Origin of the sequence: Pseudomonas frederiksbergensis (assembly GCF_003732705.1) — a bacterium.
GTDB classification, from domain to species: Bacteria; Pseudomonadota; Gammaproteobacteria; order Pseudomonadales; family Pseudomonadaceae; genus Aquipseudomonas; species Aquipseudomonas frederiksbergensis_F.
The window spans coordinates 297,647-312,091 of record NZ_MOBR01000008.1 but is presented as its reverse complement, the minus strand read 5'-3'; the positions used below and the strand labels follow the sequence as shown (position 1 = coordinate 312,091).

General features: G+C 61.3%; 8 protein-coding genes. 1 reads left to right on the top strand and 7 read right to left on the bottom strand.

Annotated features, from left to right (window positions below; all coding sequences use genetic code 11):
• The first annotated feature begins 87 nt into the window (after window positions 1-87).
• Window positions 88-1,638, top strand: coding sequence for a MocR-like pyridoxine biosynthesis transcription factor PdxR (pdxR, locus tag BK667_RS10575; RefSeq protein ID WP_123597546.1), 1,551 nt, complete (start codon window positions 88-90; stop codon window positions 1,636-1,638).
• Here the strand turns inward: pdxR and BK667_RS10570 are convergent.
• The 7 genes from BK667_RS10570 to aspA all read right to left on the bottom strand — a co-directional run bounded on the left by BK667_RS10570 (window position 1,635) and on the right by aspA (window position 14,413).
• Window positions 1,635-6,203 (bottom strand): dermonecrotic toxin domain-containing protein, encoded by a 4,569-nt coding sequence (locus tag BK667_RS10570; RefSeq protein WP_123597545.1) that lies wholly within the window; start codon window positions 6,201-6,203, stop codon window positions 1,635-1,637. The genes pdxR and BK667_RS10570 overlap by 4 nt on opposite strands.
• Window positions 6,204-6,328: 125 nt before the next feature.
• Window positions 6,329-7,429, bottom strand: a complete 1,101-nt coding sequence (locus tag BK667_RS10565) for a polyamine ABC transporter substrate-binding protein (protein ID WP_123515646.1) — start codon at window positions 7,427-7,429, stop codon at window positions 6,329-6,331.
• A 12-nt stretch (window positions 7,430-7,441) separates the two neighbouring features.
• Window positions 7,442-8,473, bottom strand: coding sequence for a histone deacetylase family protein (locus BK667_RS10560; protein WP_123597544.1), 1,032 nt, complete (start codon window positions 8,471-8,473; stop codon window positions 7,442-7,444).
• A gap of 274 nt (window positions 8,474-8,747) precedes the next feature.
• Window positions 8,748-9,740, bottom strand: coding sequence for an AraC family transcriptional regulator (locus BK667_RS10550; protein ID WP_123597543.1), 993 nt, complete (start codon window positions 9,738-9,740; stop codon window positions 8,748-8,750).
• Between the two features lie 182 nt (window positions 9,741-9,922).
• Window positions 9,923-10,927, bottom strand: a complete 1,005-nt coding sequence (locus BK667_RS10545; protein WP_123597542.1) for an asparaginase — start codon at window positions 10,925-10,927, stop codon at window positions 9,923-9,925.
• Window positions 10,928-11,070: 143 nt separating this feature from the next.
• A complete protein-coding gene (locus BK667_RS10540) occupies window positions 11,071-12,522 on the bottom strand; it encodes an alanine/glycine:cation symporter family protein (RefSeq protein WP_123597541.1) in 1,452 nt (483 codons plus the stop codon).
• Window positions 12,523-12,988: 466 nt separating this feature from the next.
• Window positions 12,989-14,413 carry an aspartate ammonia-lyase gene (aspA, locus tag BK667_RS10535; RefSeq protein ID WP_123515658.1) on the bottom strand — a complete coding sequence of 475 codons (1,425 nt, stop codon included), beginning with the start codon at window positions 14,411-14,413 and terminating at the stop codon, window positions 12,989-12,991.
• Window positions 14,414-14,445: the final 32 nt, after the last annotated feature.

The following is a 14,445-nucleotide window of genomic DNA, read 5'->3' as shown; positions in this document are numbered from 1 at the left end:
AATGGCTTCATCCTAGGCAGGCTATTGGTCCGTTGTAAGAGCCATTACAGAGCAATTTCATAGGTCCATTCTTTTTAGGTACAGGCCATGACCGATACGCCGCTGTCCCTGTCCTTCAACCCCGCCGGCATCGAACTCGATCCCCGCCAGGGCTTGAGCCGTCAGCTCTACCAGGCATTGCGCGTGCGCGTGCTCGACGGACGACTGGCCAGCGGCACGCGTTTGCCGGCCAGTCGCGACCTTGCGGCGGCGTTGTCGATTTCCCGTAACAGCGTGGTCCGCGCCTACGATCAACTCTACGCCGAAGGCTTTATCGAAGGGCGGGTGGGCGACGGCACTTACGTTGCGCAATTGCCGCAAACTGCGCTCCCGGCAAAAAAACTATCCACAAAAGTATCCACAGGGTTGTCAACAGGGTTATCCACAGCCTTATCCACAAATTGCCTGGATTTACCTGTGGTTCCATCCAGTAAAGTTATCCACAGCGGTGCGTTGCAGCGGGTCGAAAACAACCATTTGGCCCTGCCACCGAGTGGTCCGCCGAAGGCTTTTCGGGTGGGCGTGCCGGCCTTCGATCTGTTCCCGTTCGAGGTGTGGGCCAAGCTGAACGCGGCTTTCTGGCGCAAACCGGATTTGCAGCAGCTGTGTTACGGCGACCCGGCGGGCGATGCGCGATTGCGCGGGATGATTGCCGCGTATTTGCGCAGTTCCCGGGGCATGCAGTGCACGGCTGAGCAAATTGTGATCACCAGTGGCGCACAGCAGGGGATTAGCCTTTGTGCACAGCTGCTGGTGGAGCCGGGCGATGGGGTGGCGATCGAGAATCCGGGGTATCGCGCGGCGGGTCATGCGTTCGCCGTGGCCGGGGGTCGATTGCACGGGGTATCGGTGGACAGCGAGGGGATCAATTGCGCCGAACTGGAAGGTTTGAGGGATTGCCGACTGGCCTACGTCACGCCGTCTCATCAGTACCCGACCGGGGTGATCATGAGCCTGGCCCGGCGCCTGGAATTGTTGGCGTGGGCCGAGCGCACCCAGGGCTGGATCGTCGAGGACGACTACGACGGCGAGTACCGCTACAGCGGCGCGCCGTTGGCACCGTTGGCGGCACTGGATCGCCAGGGACGAGTGCTCTACGTCGGGACCTTCGGCAAAGTCGCGTTCCCTGCGTTGCGCTTGGGTTACCTGGTATTGCCGCCCGGCTTGGTGGATGCGTTCTCCCGTCGCCGCGCCGTGGATGTGCGGCATTCGGAAGTCAGCACCCAGGCCGTGATGGCCGAGTTCATCGCCGCCGGGCATTTCCAGCGGCACATTCGCCGCATGCGCCGTGCGGCCCTGAGCCGTCGTAATGCGCTGCTGGCTGGTTGGCCGAAAGACATTCCCGGCGTGGGTAGCCTGCCGACCGTTGCGGCCGGGCTGCATATGACTGTGCCGGTCGACAGCCTGGCCCGGGAACAGGAACTGGTCGAAAAAGCCGCCAGCGTTGAAGTCGAAATCAACCCCTTGAGCAGTTATTGGCTGCCCGATTCGACCCGGCCCGTGGATCAACGGGCCGGGCTGGTGCTGGGCTTCGCCGCCGTGCCGGAGGCCGATATCGAATCGGCGCTGCGGCGATTGCGATCCGCGTGGTGCTGCTAGGCAACGGGCGGCGCCGCAGGCTCCAGGGCGATAAACAGGGCGCGGGCCGGGTCGCTGATCCGGCGAAACACGTAGTCAACCGGTTCAACCGACGTCAGTCGTTGGCGCAGCGCGGGGTCGAGTGTTGCCAGGTAACTGTCGGCGATTTTCAGATGCGCCGCGGTGGGGTGGGCGGCAGGGCTGTTAAGCGCGTCGTAGTGAAAATGCGCGACCCACAGCGGCTGATCGTTGTGCGTGGTGTCGAGTATCCGGTACTCCTGGAAGTAGTCGCCCCTGGACTTGGTCTTGATGCGCCCTTGTGGGTTACGCACCAGCCCGATCTGGCCGTTCTCATGCAACCACTGGAAATACGCCAGGCGTGGTTTGCGTTGCTTCAGCATGGCGGCACGCACACTGATGCCGGTGCTGCGCAGTCGGGCGGCGGCGTCGCGTAATTCCCGGCTCAACGCGACGACGGGCGGTGGCACGCCGGTGGCCGCGCGAATGTTCGCCGAGGCGGTTTCGACGGCGGCGGATTCCGCTTCGTATTTGAGTGCCTGGGAATCGAACAGGTGCTGCATGTCGGCCGGAATCCGGTTGGCCCGTTGCGCATCCTCGCGGGTGCGGGCGATGAAACTGTCCAGGTCGAGATTCAGTTCCAGCCCGTCGGCGATGACATCAATGTCGGCCCTTACCGGTTTGCGCGGCGCTTCACTTTTCGGCACGAGCTTCTTGAAGGTTGCCGCTTCAGGCACCGGCTCACTGGCGGGCAGGGCATCTCGCGGGCGGGTTTTCGTGACCTTGCCGGGTTGATAGGACGGGCCTGCGACCGGGGTGTTGGGTTCCGCTTCAAAAAGCAGTTCGTTCTCGGGCAGTGACGCATACAGCCGGGCTTGTGCCAGGGTCTGGAACTCCTTGATCAGTGTCTGCAAACGAAGCAATGCCTCGGGGTGCGTCATGTCGGGGAATTGCGCCGGCAGGTCGTCGATACGCTGGAGTGTGTCGGCAAAAGCGTCCAGCAAAGGCGTCAGCGCCTCGATGCGTTGTTCGGCGGTTTGCTCCAGCGGCGGGGCGTTGTCGATATCGGCCAGTTTTTGACTGGCCTCGGCGGCTTCAACAACGATGTTCGCCACGGCGCCCCGTGCCTGTGGCATTTGCGCGCTGGTCTGTTCTTTTACGCACAGTTCGTACGCCAGGCCGATTTCATTGGCTTTGTAATCCAGGGCACTGTACTGAGGCAGCAGTTTGCGAATGGCCTGGGACGATTCGAGCGCGGCTCTGCCCAAGACCTTGAGGTCATCCAGGGCTTTGTGGGCCAGCGCGAGCCGCTCGATGATCCCGTGGCTCAATTCGATCGCTTTTTTCACCGCCACCAGATTGCTGCCGACCGGTAGCTCCGGGTTGAGTACGCCTTCGCCTGTGAACGGAGCGATGGTTTGCGAGTAGTCGTTGCTTTTGAGTGAGAACCACAACGCCAGGTGCTTTTCCAGCAGGGTCGTAAGGCGTAGCAGGTCATAGGCATAACCGAATGTGCCACCGAGTTCGCGCCACTCGTGCAATTGCTCCAGGGCTTCTCGATGATCGTCGATCAACACTTCGAGCCGGTCGCCCAGCACTTTGGCCTCGCTGTCGAACTGATCGCCGTTGGCGCGCATGAGTTTTTCCTGCAGTGTTCTGACTTCTGCCAGGATCGCGCCTTCGCGCCTTTTGAACGCATGCAGCTTGGCCTGCAACGCATCCTTGCGCTGGCCCTTTTCCAGCTGAATGTTTTTCAGACGACTCTTCAGGCCCCCACCGCGCAGGCGCAATCGCGTGTCCACGTACCAGTTGCCCTGTCGGTCATGGGTCAACAACGGGCCGCCCCGCGAGGGGTCTTTCGGGTTGAAGATCACCACTTGCTCATCGTCATTGACCAGTACCTGAAACCAGCGATGACCAGCCCTGGCGTATTGCTTGTCCTTGAGTTGGTACAGGTGCGGCGGTGTGATGTTGATAATGGCCAGGTCTTCATCGCTCATGTCCGGCGCACTGACTTTCAGGGTGTCCAGGTAAACCCCCAGCGCCGAGGGCGTGCGTCGTGGGATCGATGCTCCCGCTTCCAGCTCGGTGTCATGACCGGCGGGCAGCTCACCGGACAGCACGGTAGCGTCCAGTGTGATGACGGTTGGCGCGGGCAGCGGACGCGATGTTGGAGGCTGGGCCGGGGCGTTTTTCCGTTTGCTGCGTGAATAGCCGATGCCTTCGGTGGTACGGCGCAGGCTGGCCCGATGAATCAGGAGCATGCCCAATGTCATCAGCACATCCCCCAGGGACGTCCATTCCACCAGGCTGTCCCCACGCTCACGCGCCTCCAGTCCCTGCTGCAATTGGCCGATGCTTTGCCAGACCCACGCGGCGGTGCCCACCGGACCGGTCAAAAAAGTCGACGCCACATTGAAAATCGCCCAGCCGCCGTCCCGCAGCAGCGCCCAGCGGCGCTCGCCGTTGGACAGGGACTGACGGTCCGCTTGTTCGACCAGCGTGTTGGCGTTACTGGCGAACAATGTCGGGAGCAGATCGTCGGTGATTGCCTCTGTGCCCAGGCTGATCGGGCCGCTCAAGTCGAGATTCAGCAACTGTTCGACGCCCGTTTCCGTCGCCAGCCACGGTGAAGGCAGGCCGACCGGAAACACATACTGTGAATACTCAAAGCCGAGGGCAGGTGTCGGCAGCCAGGCCAACACCGAGTCTCGTAATTCACCCGGTTGGTGGAAAGCGTAAATCATGTTTTGCAGCGAGGTGAATTGCAGCAACGGCTGCTCCAGCGCAGGTCGATAGAGCAGGCTCGGCCCTCTGTGTGGATGGCGCGGGCCGATGATGAACATGTTCGCCACGGTGTCGCCTGTGGACAGCAAGCGATGCCGGGGAACAAAGCTCAGCGGGCGGACGACGATGTTGAGCGGGTGTTTGGGCGGGCGGCCCTGGGCGGTCTCCATCAGCTCGCAGACGTAGCGATAACCGGTGTCGTCCACGCCGCACTCATTTTGCAGTTTGCATTCCAGGGCTTTGAGCCGCAGCAGATCAGGCAGCAGGCTGACGTAGCGTTGTTGCTGGCGCGCGGCCTCGGCGGGGTCGTCGATCAGTCTGGTTTTGAGCATTGCCGGATAACGTTTGCCGACGTTGACCTGCTGCGCCATGTCCACGAGGTAGGCAACGGTGAGCCATTCGGGGCAGGGCTGGTTGTCCTTGAAGGTCAATTCGGCCTGGTAAGGCGCGGTGTTCTGCAGGGCGAACTCGCCGAGGGTTTCAACCTGGACATCGTGTGGGTTGGGCAGGGTGAAGACGCCGACGGTAAAGCTGTTGGTGACGGTGATCTGCAATTCATCGAGCGGCAGATTGGCGGCATCGTTGCCGTGAAGCGCCAGTCGGTCTGTGACGATGGCGTTGCGCATCTGCTCCTGGGCGTAATCGGCGATCAGCTTGATGTCATTGAGGCCGGAGGCGTTGCGCAGCAGGCCCTGGTTCGACAAGTAATGTCCGTACGCTTGTAAGTCGGCGGCCGAGGCGTTCGCGAGCCAATCGGGAATCGCTGCCTGCAGTTGGTCGAGGTGTCTTTTTTCCTCGTCGCTGATATGGCCGACACCACGGGTGCCGGGAGCCAAAAGAGCATGTGGCGAGTCGGGGTCCGATTTGAGCGCCGCGATAGCCTCAATCTGACCGGCAATCAGCGCCCAGGCCATGTAGTCGAAGATGCTGCCGTCTGGTTCGAACAGCCGCCATTGCAAGGACTGCCCGGTATTTTCCATGCCGATTCGTGCCGGCAATGAATCGCTCAAGGTCTGCAGGGACTCGAACGCTTCGTAGCCGCCTTCGATGGAGTACAGCAACAGCATGTCACGGGATGCGTGCGTGGCTTTCAGGACGATCGCCCCGCCCAGCAGCAGGTGGCGCGAATTGTCCGGCGCGTTGTAGTCGATATCGATCAGGCAGGCTTGAATGCCCGGGATCGTGGTATTTGCTTGAGCCCGCTCAGCCTTGTCCGGGTGTGTGGAAACAGCGCGGGCGACTTCGCACTGATCAGCCGTCCAGCCTTTGACTTGCTGCAGGTTCAGGGCCTTTCTCAAGGTGTCGCTCAGCTCATGCCAGCGGGGCTTTTCGTTGACCGGCTCATTCCAGTAATCGAGTTGCTGTCGCTGGAATTCGATGTACAGCAGCGGTGCGAAGGTATTCAACAGGTTGGCGATGTCTTCGATGCTGACGGCCAATTGCACGGGGGATTGGCTCAGGGGCGTCAGGGTCAGGAAGTGCTCGCCCTCGATGAAATTGGCGACTGTCGAGGACTTGCTCTGGCGGATCAGCGCCACGGTCAGCGTCTCGACGTGGGGCGCAAGGCTGATCAGTGAGTCGCCTGATGCCTGCCATCGGGGCGTGACGATCAAGGTGCGATCCGGATTAATCGCCAGTTCCGGGTACTGCTGGCTCAAGGCATCGCGCAACAGTTTTGCGCCGACTTCCTTGAGGCCGGGACCTTGGTTGGTCTGAGAGATCAGCGCGCTCTTTTCCTGAAGCAAGGTGGTGGCGCTTTGAGGCGTGGGCGTCGGCGTCATGGTCGTTTCCTTGTGACCGGGGGCGGGCACCGACGGTAAGAAACGTGACGCAGGTTCAGGTGGTAATTATTTATCGCAGGCAAAAAAAAGACCCGCGCGAGGGCGGGTCTTCTATGTGGCGACTATCAGGTCCCGGATTTGATCTTGGTCCAGGCCCGGGTCCGCGCGCGTTCAGCATCGCGCGGCAGCGGTTGCAGGGTATAGAGCGTGCCCATTGCCGACTCGGTCGGGTACAGATTCGGGTTGTTGCGGATCGCCGGGTCGACCAGTTCTGTGGCGTCTTTATTCGGGTTCGGGTAGCCAACGAAATCGCTGACCGGCGCAATCACCTGGGGTTGCAGCAGGTAATTGATAAAGGTGTAGGCGTCTTCCGTGTTCTTCGCGCCTTTGGGAATCGCGAGCATGTCGAACCAGATCGGCGCGCCTTCTTTCGGCAGGCGCATATCGACGACCACGCCATTCTTCGCTTCCTTGGCGCGGTTGGCGGCCTGGGAGAAGCTGCCGGAATAACCGACCGCGACGCAGATGTCACCGTTGGCGATGTCGGCCATGTATTTGGAGGAATGGAAGTAGGTGACGTACGGACGAATCTTCATCAACAGCGCTTCGGCCTTGTCGTAGTCCGCAGGCTTTTTGCTGTTGGGGTCCAGGCCGAGGTGTTGCAGGGCCAGCGGCAGGATCTCCGATGGCGAGTCGAGCAGGGCGACGCCGCACTGCTTGAGCTTGCTGATGTTCTCTTCCTTGAAGATCAGGTCCCAACTGTCCACCGGCGCGTCGGCGCCCAGGGCAGCCTTGACCTTGTCCGGGTTGAAGCCGATCAGGATGGTGCCGTACATGTAGGGCACGGCGAATTTGTTGCCCGGATCGTTGGCCTCGATCAGCTTCATCAGCTTCGGATCGAGGTGGTTCCAGTTCGGCAACTTGCTGCGGTCCAGCGGCTGGAACACCCCGGCTTCGATCTGCTTGGCGAGGAACACGTTGGACGGCACCACTACGTCGTAGCCGGAGTTGCCGGTCAGCAGCTTGGCCTCCAGGGCTTCGTTGGTGTCGAAGATGTCGTAGACCAGTTTGGTCTGGGTGTTCTGCGCCTTGAAATCGTCCAGGGCTTTGGGGGTGATGTAGTCGAACCAGTTGTAGACGCGCAACGTTCGTTCTTCGGCGTGCACGGCGCCGCTGAGCAGCGTGGCGCACAGGGCTGGAGCGATAAAACGCTTGAGTCTGTTCATTGTTCTAATTCCTCATTGGGCGCTTTCAAAACCTTCGAGAACGTTCACGGCGTTGATGCCGATTTCTTCTACCGCGTAACCGCCTTCCATCACGAACAGCGTCGGCTTGCCGAGCCTCGCGATGCGCGCGCCCATGGCCAGGTAATCCGGGCTGTCGAGCTTGAATTGGGAGATTGGATCGTCCTTGAATGTGTCCACGCCCAGGGACACGACGATGATGTTGGCGCCGTACTTTTCGATTTCCTGGCAAGCCTGGTCCAGCGCGGCGCTCCAGGTGTCCCAGCCGGAACCTGCGGGCAACGGGTAGTTGAAGTTGAAGCCTTCGCCGGGGCCTTCACCGAGCTCGTCTTCATAGCCGAGGAAGAATGGGAATTCGGCTTCCGGGTGGCCGTGGATCGAGGTGAACAGCACGTCGCTGCGTGCGTAGAAAATCGATTGGGTGCCGTTGCCGTGGTGGTAATCGACGTCGAGGATCGCGACCTTTTTATGACCCTGATCGAGGAAGGCCTGGGCGGCGATGGCGGCGTTGTTGAGGTAGCAATAACCCCCCATCAAGTCGCTGGCGGCATGGTGTCCCGGTGGACGGCACAAGGCGAAGGCACTGCGGGCGCCACGCTGGATCGCGGCTTGGGCGGTCAACGCCACTTGCGCTGCGCTGTACGCCGCTTGCCAGGTGCCGGCGGTGATCGGCGCGCCGCCGTCGAAGCTGTAATAGCCGAGCTGGCCGTGCAGGCTGGTGGGTTTGATCCGGCGCAGGGTGCGGGCCGGCCAGGTGTAGGGCAGCAAGTCGCCGTCGGTGTTGAACTCGGTCCAGCGCGCCCAGGCACCTTTGAAGAAATCCAGGTAGTCGCGGTCGTGGATGCGCGCGATCGGCTCGAGGCCGAAATCCTTTGGCACTTCCACCGGGCCGAGGTCGCGGTCTTGCACGCGCTGTAGAACGTGATCGGCACGGGAAGGCATTTCGAAGCAGGGCATTAGCTGCCCGTCCATCAATTCACAACGACCGTGGTGCAGGTGGTGATCGTCCGAGTAGATCGTCAGCATTTTCTTGTTCTCCGCAGGCTGATTCGGTTGAACACAGTCTTGCGGTGCGCGGCGTTTCGGAGAACGGCAGGAAAGGCCAAAAGGGGATTAATGTGGCCAAAAGATCTGACCGAAATTCGCCCCTTATTGGCGCGACAGTGCCCTCGAATGACGCAGAACCCGTGGCTGATCGTTCCCACGCTCCGCGTGGGAATGCCTCTAGGGACGCTCCGCGTCCAGTGACGCGGAGCGTCACGGGCTGCATTCCCACGCGGGAGCGTGGGAACGATCAGCGCTAAGGGCGGAACTGGCTCGGCGCCACGCCACTCCAGCGCACAAACGCATGGCGGAAGCTCGCGGTCTCGCTGAACCCCAGCGCTTCGGCGATGCGGTAGATCGGCAACTGATCCTCGCAGAGCATCTGCTTGGCCTGCTCAAACCGCAGCTCATCGAGCAATTCCTGATAGCTGCAGCCCAGGTCCTTGAGATGCCGGCGCAGGGTGCGCGCCGAGCAATTCATCTGCTCGGCCAAACCGTCGAGCCCGGGCGCGGCATTCAGTTGCGCTTTCAATAGCTGGCGGATGCGCCCCAGCCATGCCTGACGCCCGGTGAATTCGGTGTTCTGCTTGCGGCAGCGTTCGGCCATGGCTTGATGGGTGATGACGTCGGCCAGGGGCAACGGTTGGTCGAGCCAACTTCGGTCGAAGGCAAACGCGTTGTCCCGCGCCTCGAAGTTCAGTGGGCAATGGAAGTGCTCGGCGTAGGTCGCCTGATAGTCAGGCGCCGCGTGTTCGAAGCGCGCAGCCAGCAGTGGCAGCGGGTGGCCCAGCAGGTCGTCGCAGATGACTTTCAATGACACCAGGCAAAACTCGGCGTTGAACACCGCCATTGCCGGGTTCTCCCGGTAATCAGCAGCGACGAACCAGATGCGTTCGCCATCGTCGTCCAGGCTCAGCTCGAAAAGTGTTCCCAACAGCGCCGGATAACGAATCGCCAAGCGCAAAGCGTCACCGAAGGTGGCACTGGTGAGCAGCGCATAACCGAGCATGCCGTAGGACGAAACGTGCATCCGCCGACCCAGTTCCAGGCCAATGTCACGCTTGAGCGCGACCGCGTTAGCGCAGACCTGCATCTCCTGATTGGTGGTGATGCGCGTGTCCGCCCGGCTCAGATCCGCCGCACTGATGCCGCTGCCGGCCAGCAATTCGTCTTGGGCCGGGCCGTCAGCCTTGAAGGCATTGAGCACCAGGGAGACGGCGTTGAGGGTGGTGAGGTGGGAGTGGAGCATGGGGGCTTCCAGCCATTGGATGCTGGAATGGAGCAAGTTATATGCCCGCTAGCACGATCGTTCCCACGCTCTGCGTGGGAATGCAGCCCGTGACGCTCCGCGTCACTGGACGCGGAGCGTCCCTTGAGGCATTCCCACGCAGAGCGTGGGAACGATCAGCGATCAGCGCCAAGTGTGTGGTGTCAGCTCAGTTCGCCGCAAAGGTCGAGTTCTACGAGGCGACGCACTTCAGCGTTATCCAGTCCTGAGCCCAGCAGCGCATGCAACTTGCCGAACGCCGCTTCACGGGTCATGCCGCCACCGGACAACACACCAACACCGCGCAACCGACTGCCAGCCTCGTAAACATCCAGCTCAACGCCACCTTCATGACATTGGGTAACGGCGACAACCACAACACCGTTACCCCGCGCCCGTTCCAGAGCGGCGAGAAACTCGGGGTTGTCGCTCGGCCCAGTGCCGCTGCCGTAGCATTCGAGCACCAGACCCTGAATGCCGCTGTCGAGCAGACCATTCAACACGGCGGCACTGATCCCAGGGAACAGCGGCAGCACCGCAACGTTCGCCAGTTGCTTGGGCTGGTTATAGGTCAGCGGTGCGGGCAGGGAAGCTGCCTTCACACCGCCGCCCTGACGCTCAAGACGCTTGAACGGATGACGACCAAAACTGCGCACTTTCGCGCAACGAGTCGGGTCAAGCAGTTCGCCGTGGAAATACAGATGCACGCCCGGCGCCAGGCCATGGCCCAGGGCAACCAGCGCGCCGCTGAGGTTTTCCCAGGCATCGCTGTCGGTGACGCCGGCCGGCAGCATCGAGCCGGTAAAGCACACGCGGGCATGCAGGCCGAGCAATTGAAAACTCATGGCCGCGGCGCTGTAGGCCAGGGTGTCGGTGCCGTGCAGGATCAGCACGCTGTCGCAGCCTTGCACGTCCACGGCATCGACCACCGCTTCACGCAGTTGCTGCCAGTAGGCCGGGGTCATGTTGGCGCTGTCGATCAGCGGGCTCATCTCGCGAAAACGCCACTGCGGTACGACGAGTTCAGGCTGGCTGTGCAGGTAGTCGCGCATCCGCGCTTCGAAACCGGACGCCGGGGCCAGGCCATGGGCGCTGGCTTGCATGCCGATAGTGCCGCCGGTGTAGAGCACCATGACGTGCTGGGCGGCAGGGTAGGTCGAGGAATTCATGGGGACTCTCCGAAGAACGATGACATTCCTAATGTGGGAGCGGGCTTGCTCGCGAAGGCGGTGTGTCAGTCAAATCAATGTCAACTGATACACCGCTTTCGCGAGCAAGCCCGCTCCCACAGGGTACTTCGCACTTTAACCGATCAGCGTTGCGCTGCGGGTACGCCTTGCGGCTCAGCTTCGGCCTTGGTGGCGGCTGCTGGCGGGTTGGCGGGCCAGGCTTTCAGGTCCAGGTCCAGATCCGGGAACTTGCTCGAATCGAACACCGGAGTCTTGATACCGGCAGAACGCTGGTCATCGTAGTCACGCAGGATGCGCATGCCGACTTTGAAAAGCAGGAACAGCGCGATCAGGTTCACGAACGCCAACATCGTCATGGTGATGTCCGCGAAGGCGAACACCGTGCCGAGGTTTTCGATGGCGCCCCAGAAGATCAACACCAGTACCAGTGCGCGATAGCCGATCAACGCCGCGCGGTTTTCACCGATCAGGAAGCGCAGGTTGCTCTCGCCCAGGTAGTAGTTGTAGAGGATCGAGGTGAACACGAACAACGACAGGGCCACGGAGATGAAGCTGCGACCCCAGTCACCGACCACAGCGGCCAGGGAGTTTTGGGTCAGGGCAATGCCGTCACCTTCGAAGCCCGGGGTGTAGAAGCCCGAGAGCAGGATCAGCAATGCGGTGCAGGTGCAGATCACGAAGGTGTCGAGGAACACGCTGAACGCCTGAACCACGCCTTGTGCCACCGGGTGCTCGACCGAAGCCACGGCGGCCACGTTTGGCGCACTGCCCAGGCCTGCTTCGTTGGCGAACACGCCACGCTTCACGCCCATGACGATGGCGCTGCCGATCAGGCCGCCGAAGGCCTGGTCCAGACCGAAGGCGCTTTTGACGATGGTCATCAACATGGCTGGAACGTGGTCGAATTGCAGCACGATCACGTAGAGGGTCACGCCGATGTACACCAGGGTTTTCACTGGCACCAGCAGGTCAGCGACCTTGGCGATGCGCTTGATGCCACCGATGAACACCAGGCCCAGCAACACGGCCAGAGCGGCGCCGGTGTATGTCGGGTCAAGGTCGAAGGCGTTTTTCAGCGAGTGGGTCACGGCGTGGGATTGCAGGCCGTTGAAGGCGAAGCCGAAGGTGATCAGCAGCAGGAACGCCATGATCATCCCCAGCCAGCGTTTCTGCAGGCCGTGCTGGATGTAATAGGACGGGCCGCCACGGTAGGTGCCGTCGGAGTCGCAGCGCTTGTAGAGCTGGCCGAGGGAACATTCGAAGAAGCTGCTGGACATACCGACCAGCGCGGTCACCCACATCCAGAACACTGCACCTGGCCCACCGAGGGTCACGGCGATGCCGACACCGGCGATGTTGCCTGCACCGACGCGGCCGGCGAGGCTGAGCATCAGGGCCTGGAACGAGCTGAGTTGCCCGGCGCTGCTTTTGAGGCTGTCGCGGAACACCGCGAACATGTGGAAGAAGTGGCGCAATTGAACGAAACGCGAGCGGATCGTGAAGTAGCTACCGAGCCCGACAATGAGCACGATCAGTACTTTCCCTGAGAGGAAGTCGTTGATGACTTCGAGCATGGATTATTCCTCGCTGTTTTTTGTTTAAGCAAATGCTGGAGGGGTAGAAACATCGCGTTACACCGGTTTGCGCGTGGCATGACAGGTGAGGCGAAGGTTCGTCCCGGTTCCATATCGCGGGTTTGTTATTAGGTCGGGTTTCGCATGGGTTTGGGCCTCGTTACCGACGACCGCTCACGCGAAGAGGGGCGGCACTATACCTATCAGTGCGTTGCCCGTCTGCACGATTGTGGTGCAAGCGATGAAACGAGGTCCTTTCTCTTGTAGGAGCATGGCTTGCCCGCGATGGCGATTTTGCGGGCGCCATCGCGGGCAAGCCTTGCTCCTACAGAAGTCGATCCAGGCACGATCGATACGGTCGGGCCTGTAAATAGTTAAAAAAAAGGGCTTGGGGAATAAATCCCCAAGCCCTCAAAAGGTGAGAGGTGTCTAGTCCCTCGACCTGGTGAGCGTGTGCAGCGCTTGATCAAGCCTTCAGCGGGACCAGACGCGGAGCAATCATGTTTTCCGGGCGCAGGATGTCGGCGAGCATTTCGTCGTCGAGCAAGCCTTCTTCGCGCACCAGTTCCAGCACGCCGCGGCCGCTTTCAAGGGCGATACGGGCGATGCGGGTGGCGTTTTCATAGCCGATGTACGGGTTCAGTGCAGTGACCAGGCCGATCGAGTGCTCGACCAGTTCGCGGCAGCGCTCTTCGTTGGCGGTGATGCCGACGATGCAGTGTTCGCGCAGCATGTCCATGGCGCGTTGCAGCAGGCGGATCGAGTCGAAGATCTTGAACGCGATCAGCGGCTCCATCACGTTCAGTTGCAATTGGCCGCCTTCGGCCGCGATGGTCAGGGCCAGGTCGTTGCCGATGATCTGGAACGCCACCTGGTTAACTGCTTCCGGGATAACCGGGTTGACCTTGCCAGGCATGATCGAGCTGCCTGGCTGACGCGCCGGCAGGTTGATTTCGTTGATGCCGGTACGTGGGCCGCTGGACAGCAGGCGCAGGTCGTTGCAGATCTTCGACAGCTTGACCGCGGTGCGCTTGAGCATGCCGGAGAACAGCACGAAAGCGCCCATGTCGGAGGTGGCTTCGATCAAGTCGGCTGCCGGAACCAGCGGTTGACCGCTGATCAGGGCCAGACGCTGCACGGCCAGGTGCTGGTAACGCGGGTCGGCGTTGATGCCGGTGCCGATCGCGGTGCCGCCCAGGTTCACTTCGGTCAGCAGCTCGGGTGCCAGGGTCTTCAGGCGTGCCAGGTCTTCGCTCAACGTGGTGGCGAAAGCGCGGAATTCCTGGCCCAGGGTCATCGGCACGGCGTCTTGCAGCTGGGTACGGCCCATCTTCAATACGTGGCTGAATTCAACACCTTTGGCTGCGAACGCCTGGATCAGGCTGTCGAGACTGGCCAGCAGTGCGTCGTGACCCAGCAGCAGACCCAGACGGATCGCGGTCGGGTAGGCGTCGTTGGTCGACTGCGCCATGTTCACGTCGTTGTTCGGGTGCAGGTATTGGTATTCGCCCTTCTGGTGACCCATGGCCTCCAACGCGATGTTGGCGATGACTTCGTTGGCATTCATGTTGGTCGAAGTGCCAGCGCCGCCCTGAATCATGTCCACCACGAACTCTTCGTGGAAATCGCCGCGGATCAGTCGTGCACAGGCTTCGCTGATGGCAGCGTGCTTGGCTTCGCTCAGATGTCCCAGCTCGCGGTTGGCGTCAGCGGCGGCTTGTTTAACCATCGCCAGGCCGACAACCAGCTTCGGGTAATGCGAAATCGGGACGCCGGAGAGACGGAAGTTATTCACCGCTCGCAGGGTCTGGATGCCGTAATACGCTTCAGCAGGTACTTCGAGTACGCCAAGCAGGTCTTTTTCTGTGCGGAAAGATGCAGCGGAGGACATGATAGAAATCATCTCGATATGGACCCGGTCTG

Excerpts from the sequence above, each read along its gene's own strand:
- pdxR (WP_123597546.1), top strand. The coding sequence starts at position 88 with ATGACCGATACGCCGCTGTCCCTGTCCTTCAACCCCGCCGGCATCGAA.
- BK667_RS10570 (WP_123597545.1), bottom strand. The coding sequence starts at position 6,203 with ATGACGCCGACGCCCACGCCTCAAAGCGCCACCACCTTGCTTCAGGAA.
- BK667_RS10565 (WP_123515646.1), bottom strand. The coding sequence starts at position 7,429 with ATGAACAGACTCAAGCGTTTTATCGCTCCAGCCCTGTGCGCCACGCTG.
- BK667_RS10560 (WP_123597544.1), bottom strand. The coding sequence starts at position 8,473 with ATGCTGACGATCTACTCGGACGATCACCACCTGCACCACGGTCGTTGT.
- BK667_RS10550 (WP_123597543.1), bottom strand. The coding sequence starts at position 9,740 with ATGCTCCACTCCCACCTCACCACCCTCAACGCCGTCTCCCTGGTGCTC.
- BK667_RS10545 (WP_123597542.1), bottom strand. The coding sequence starts at position 10,927 with ATGAATTCCTCGACCTACCCTGCCGCCCAGCACGTCATGGTGCTCTAC.
- BK667_RS10540 (WP_123597541.1), bottom strand. The coding sequence starts at position 12,522 with ATGCTCGAAGTCATCAACGACTTCCTCTCAGGGAAAGTACTGATCGTG.
- aspA (WP_123515658.1), bottom strand. The coding sequence starts at position 14,413 with ATGTCCTCCGCTGCATCTTTCCGCACAGAAAAAGACCTGCTTGGCGTA.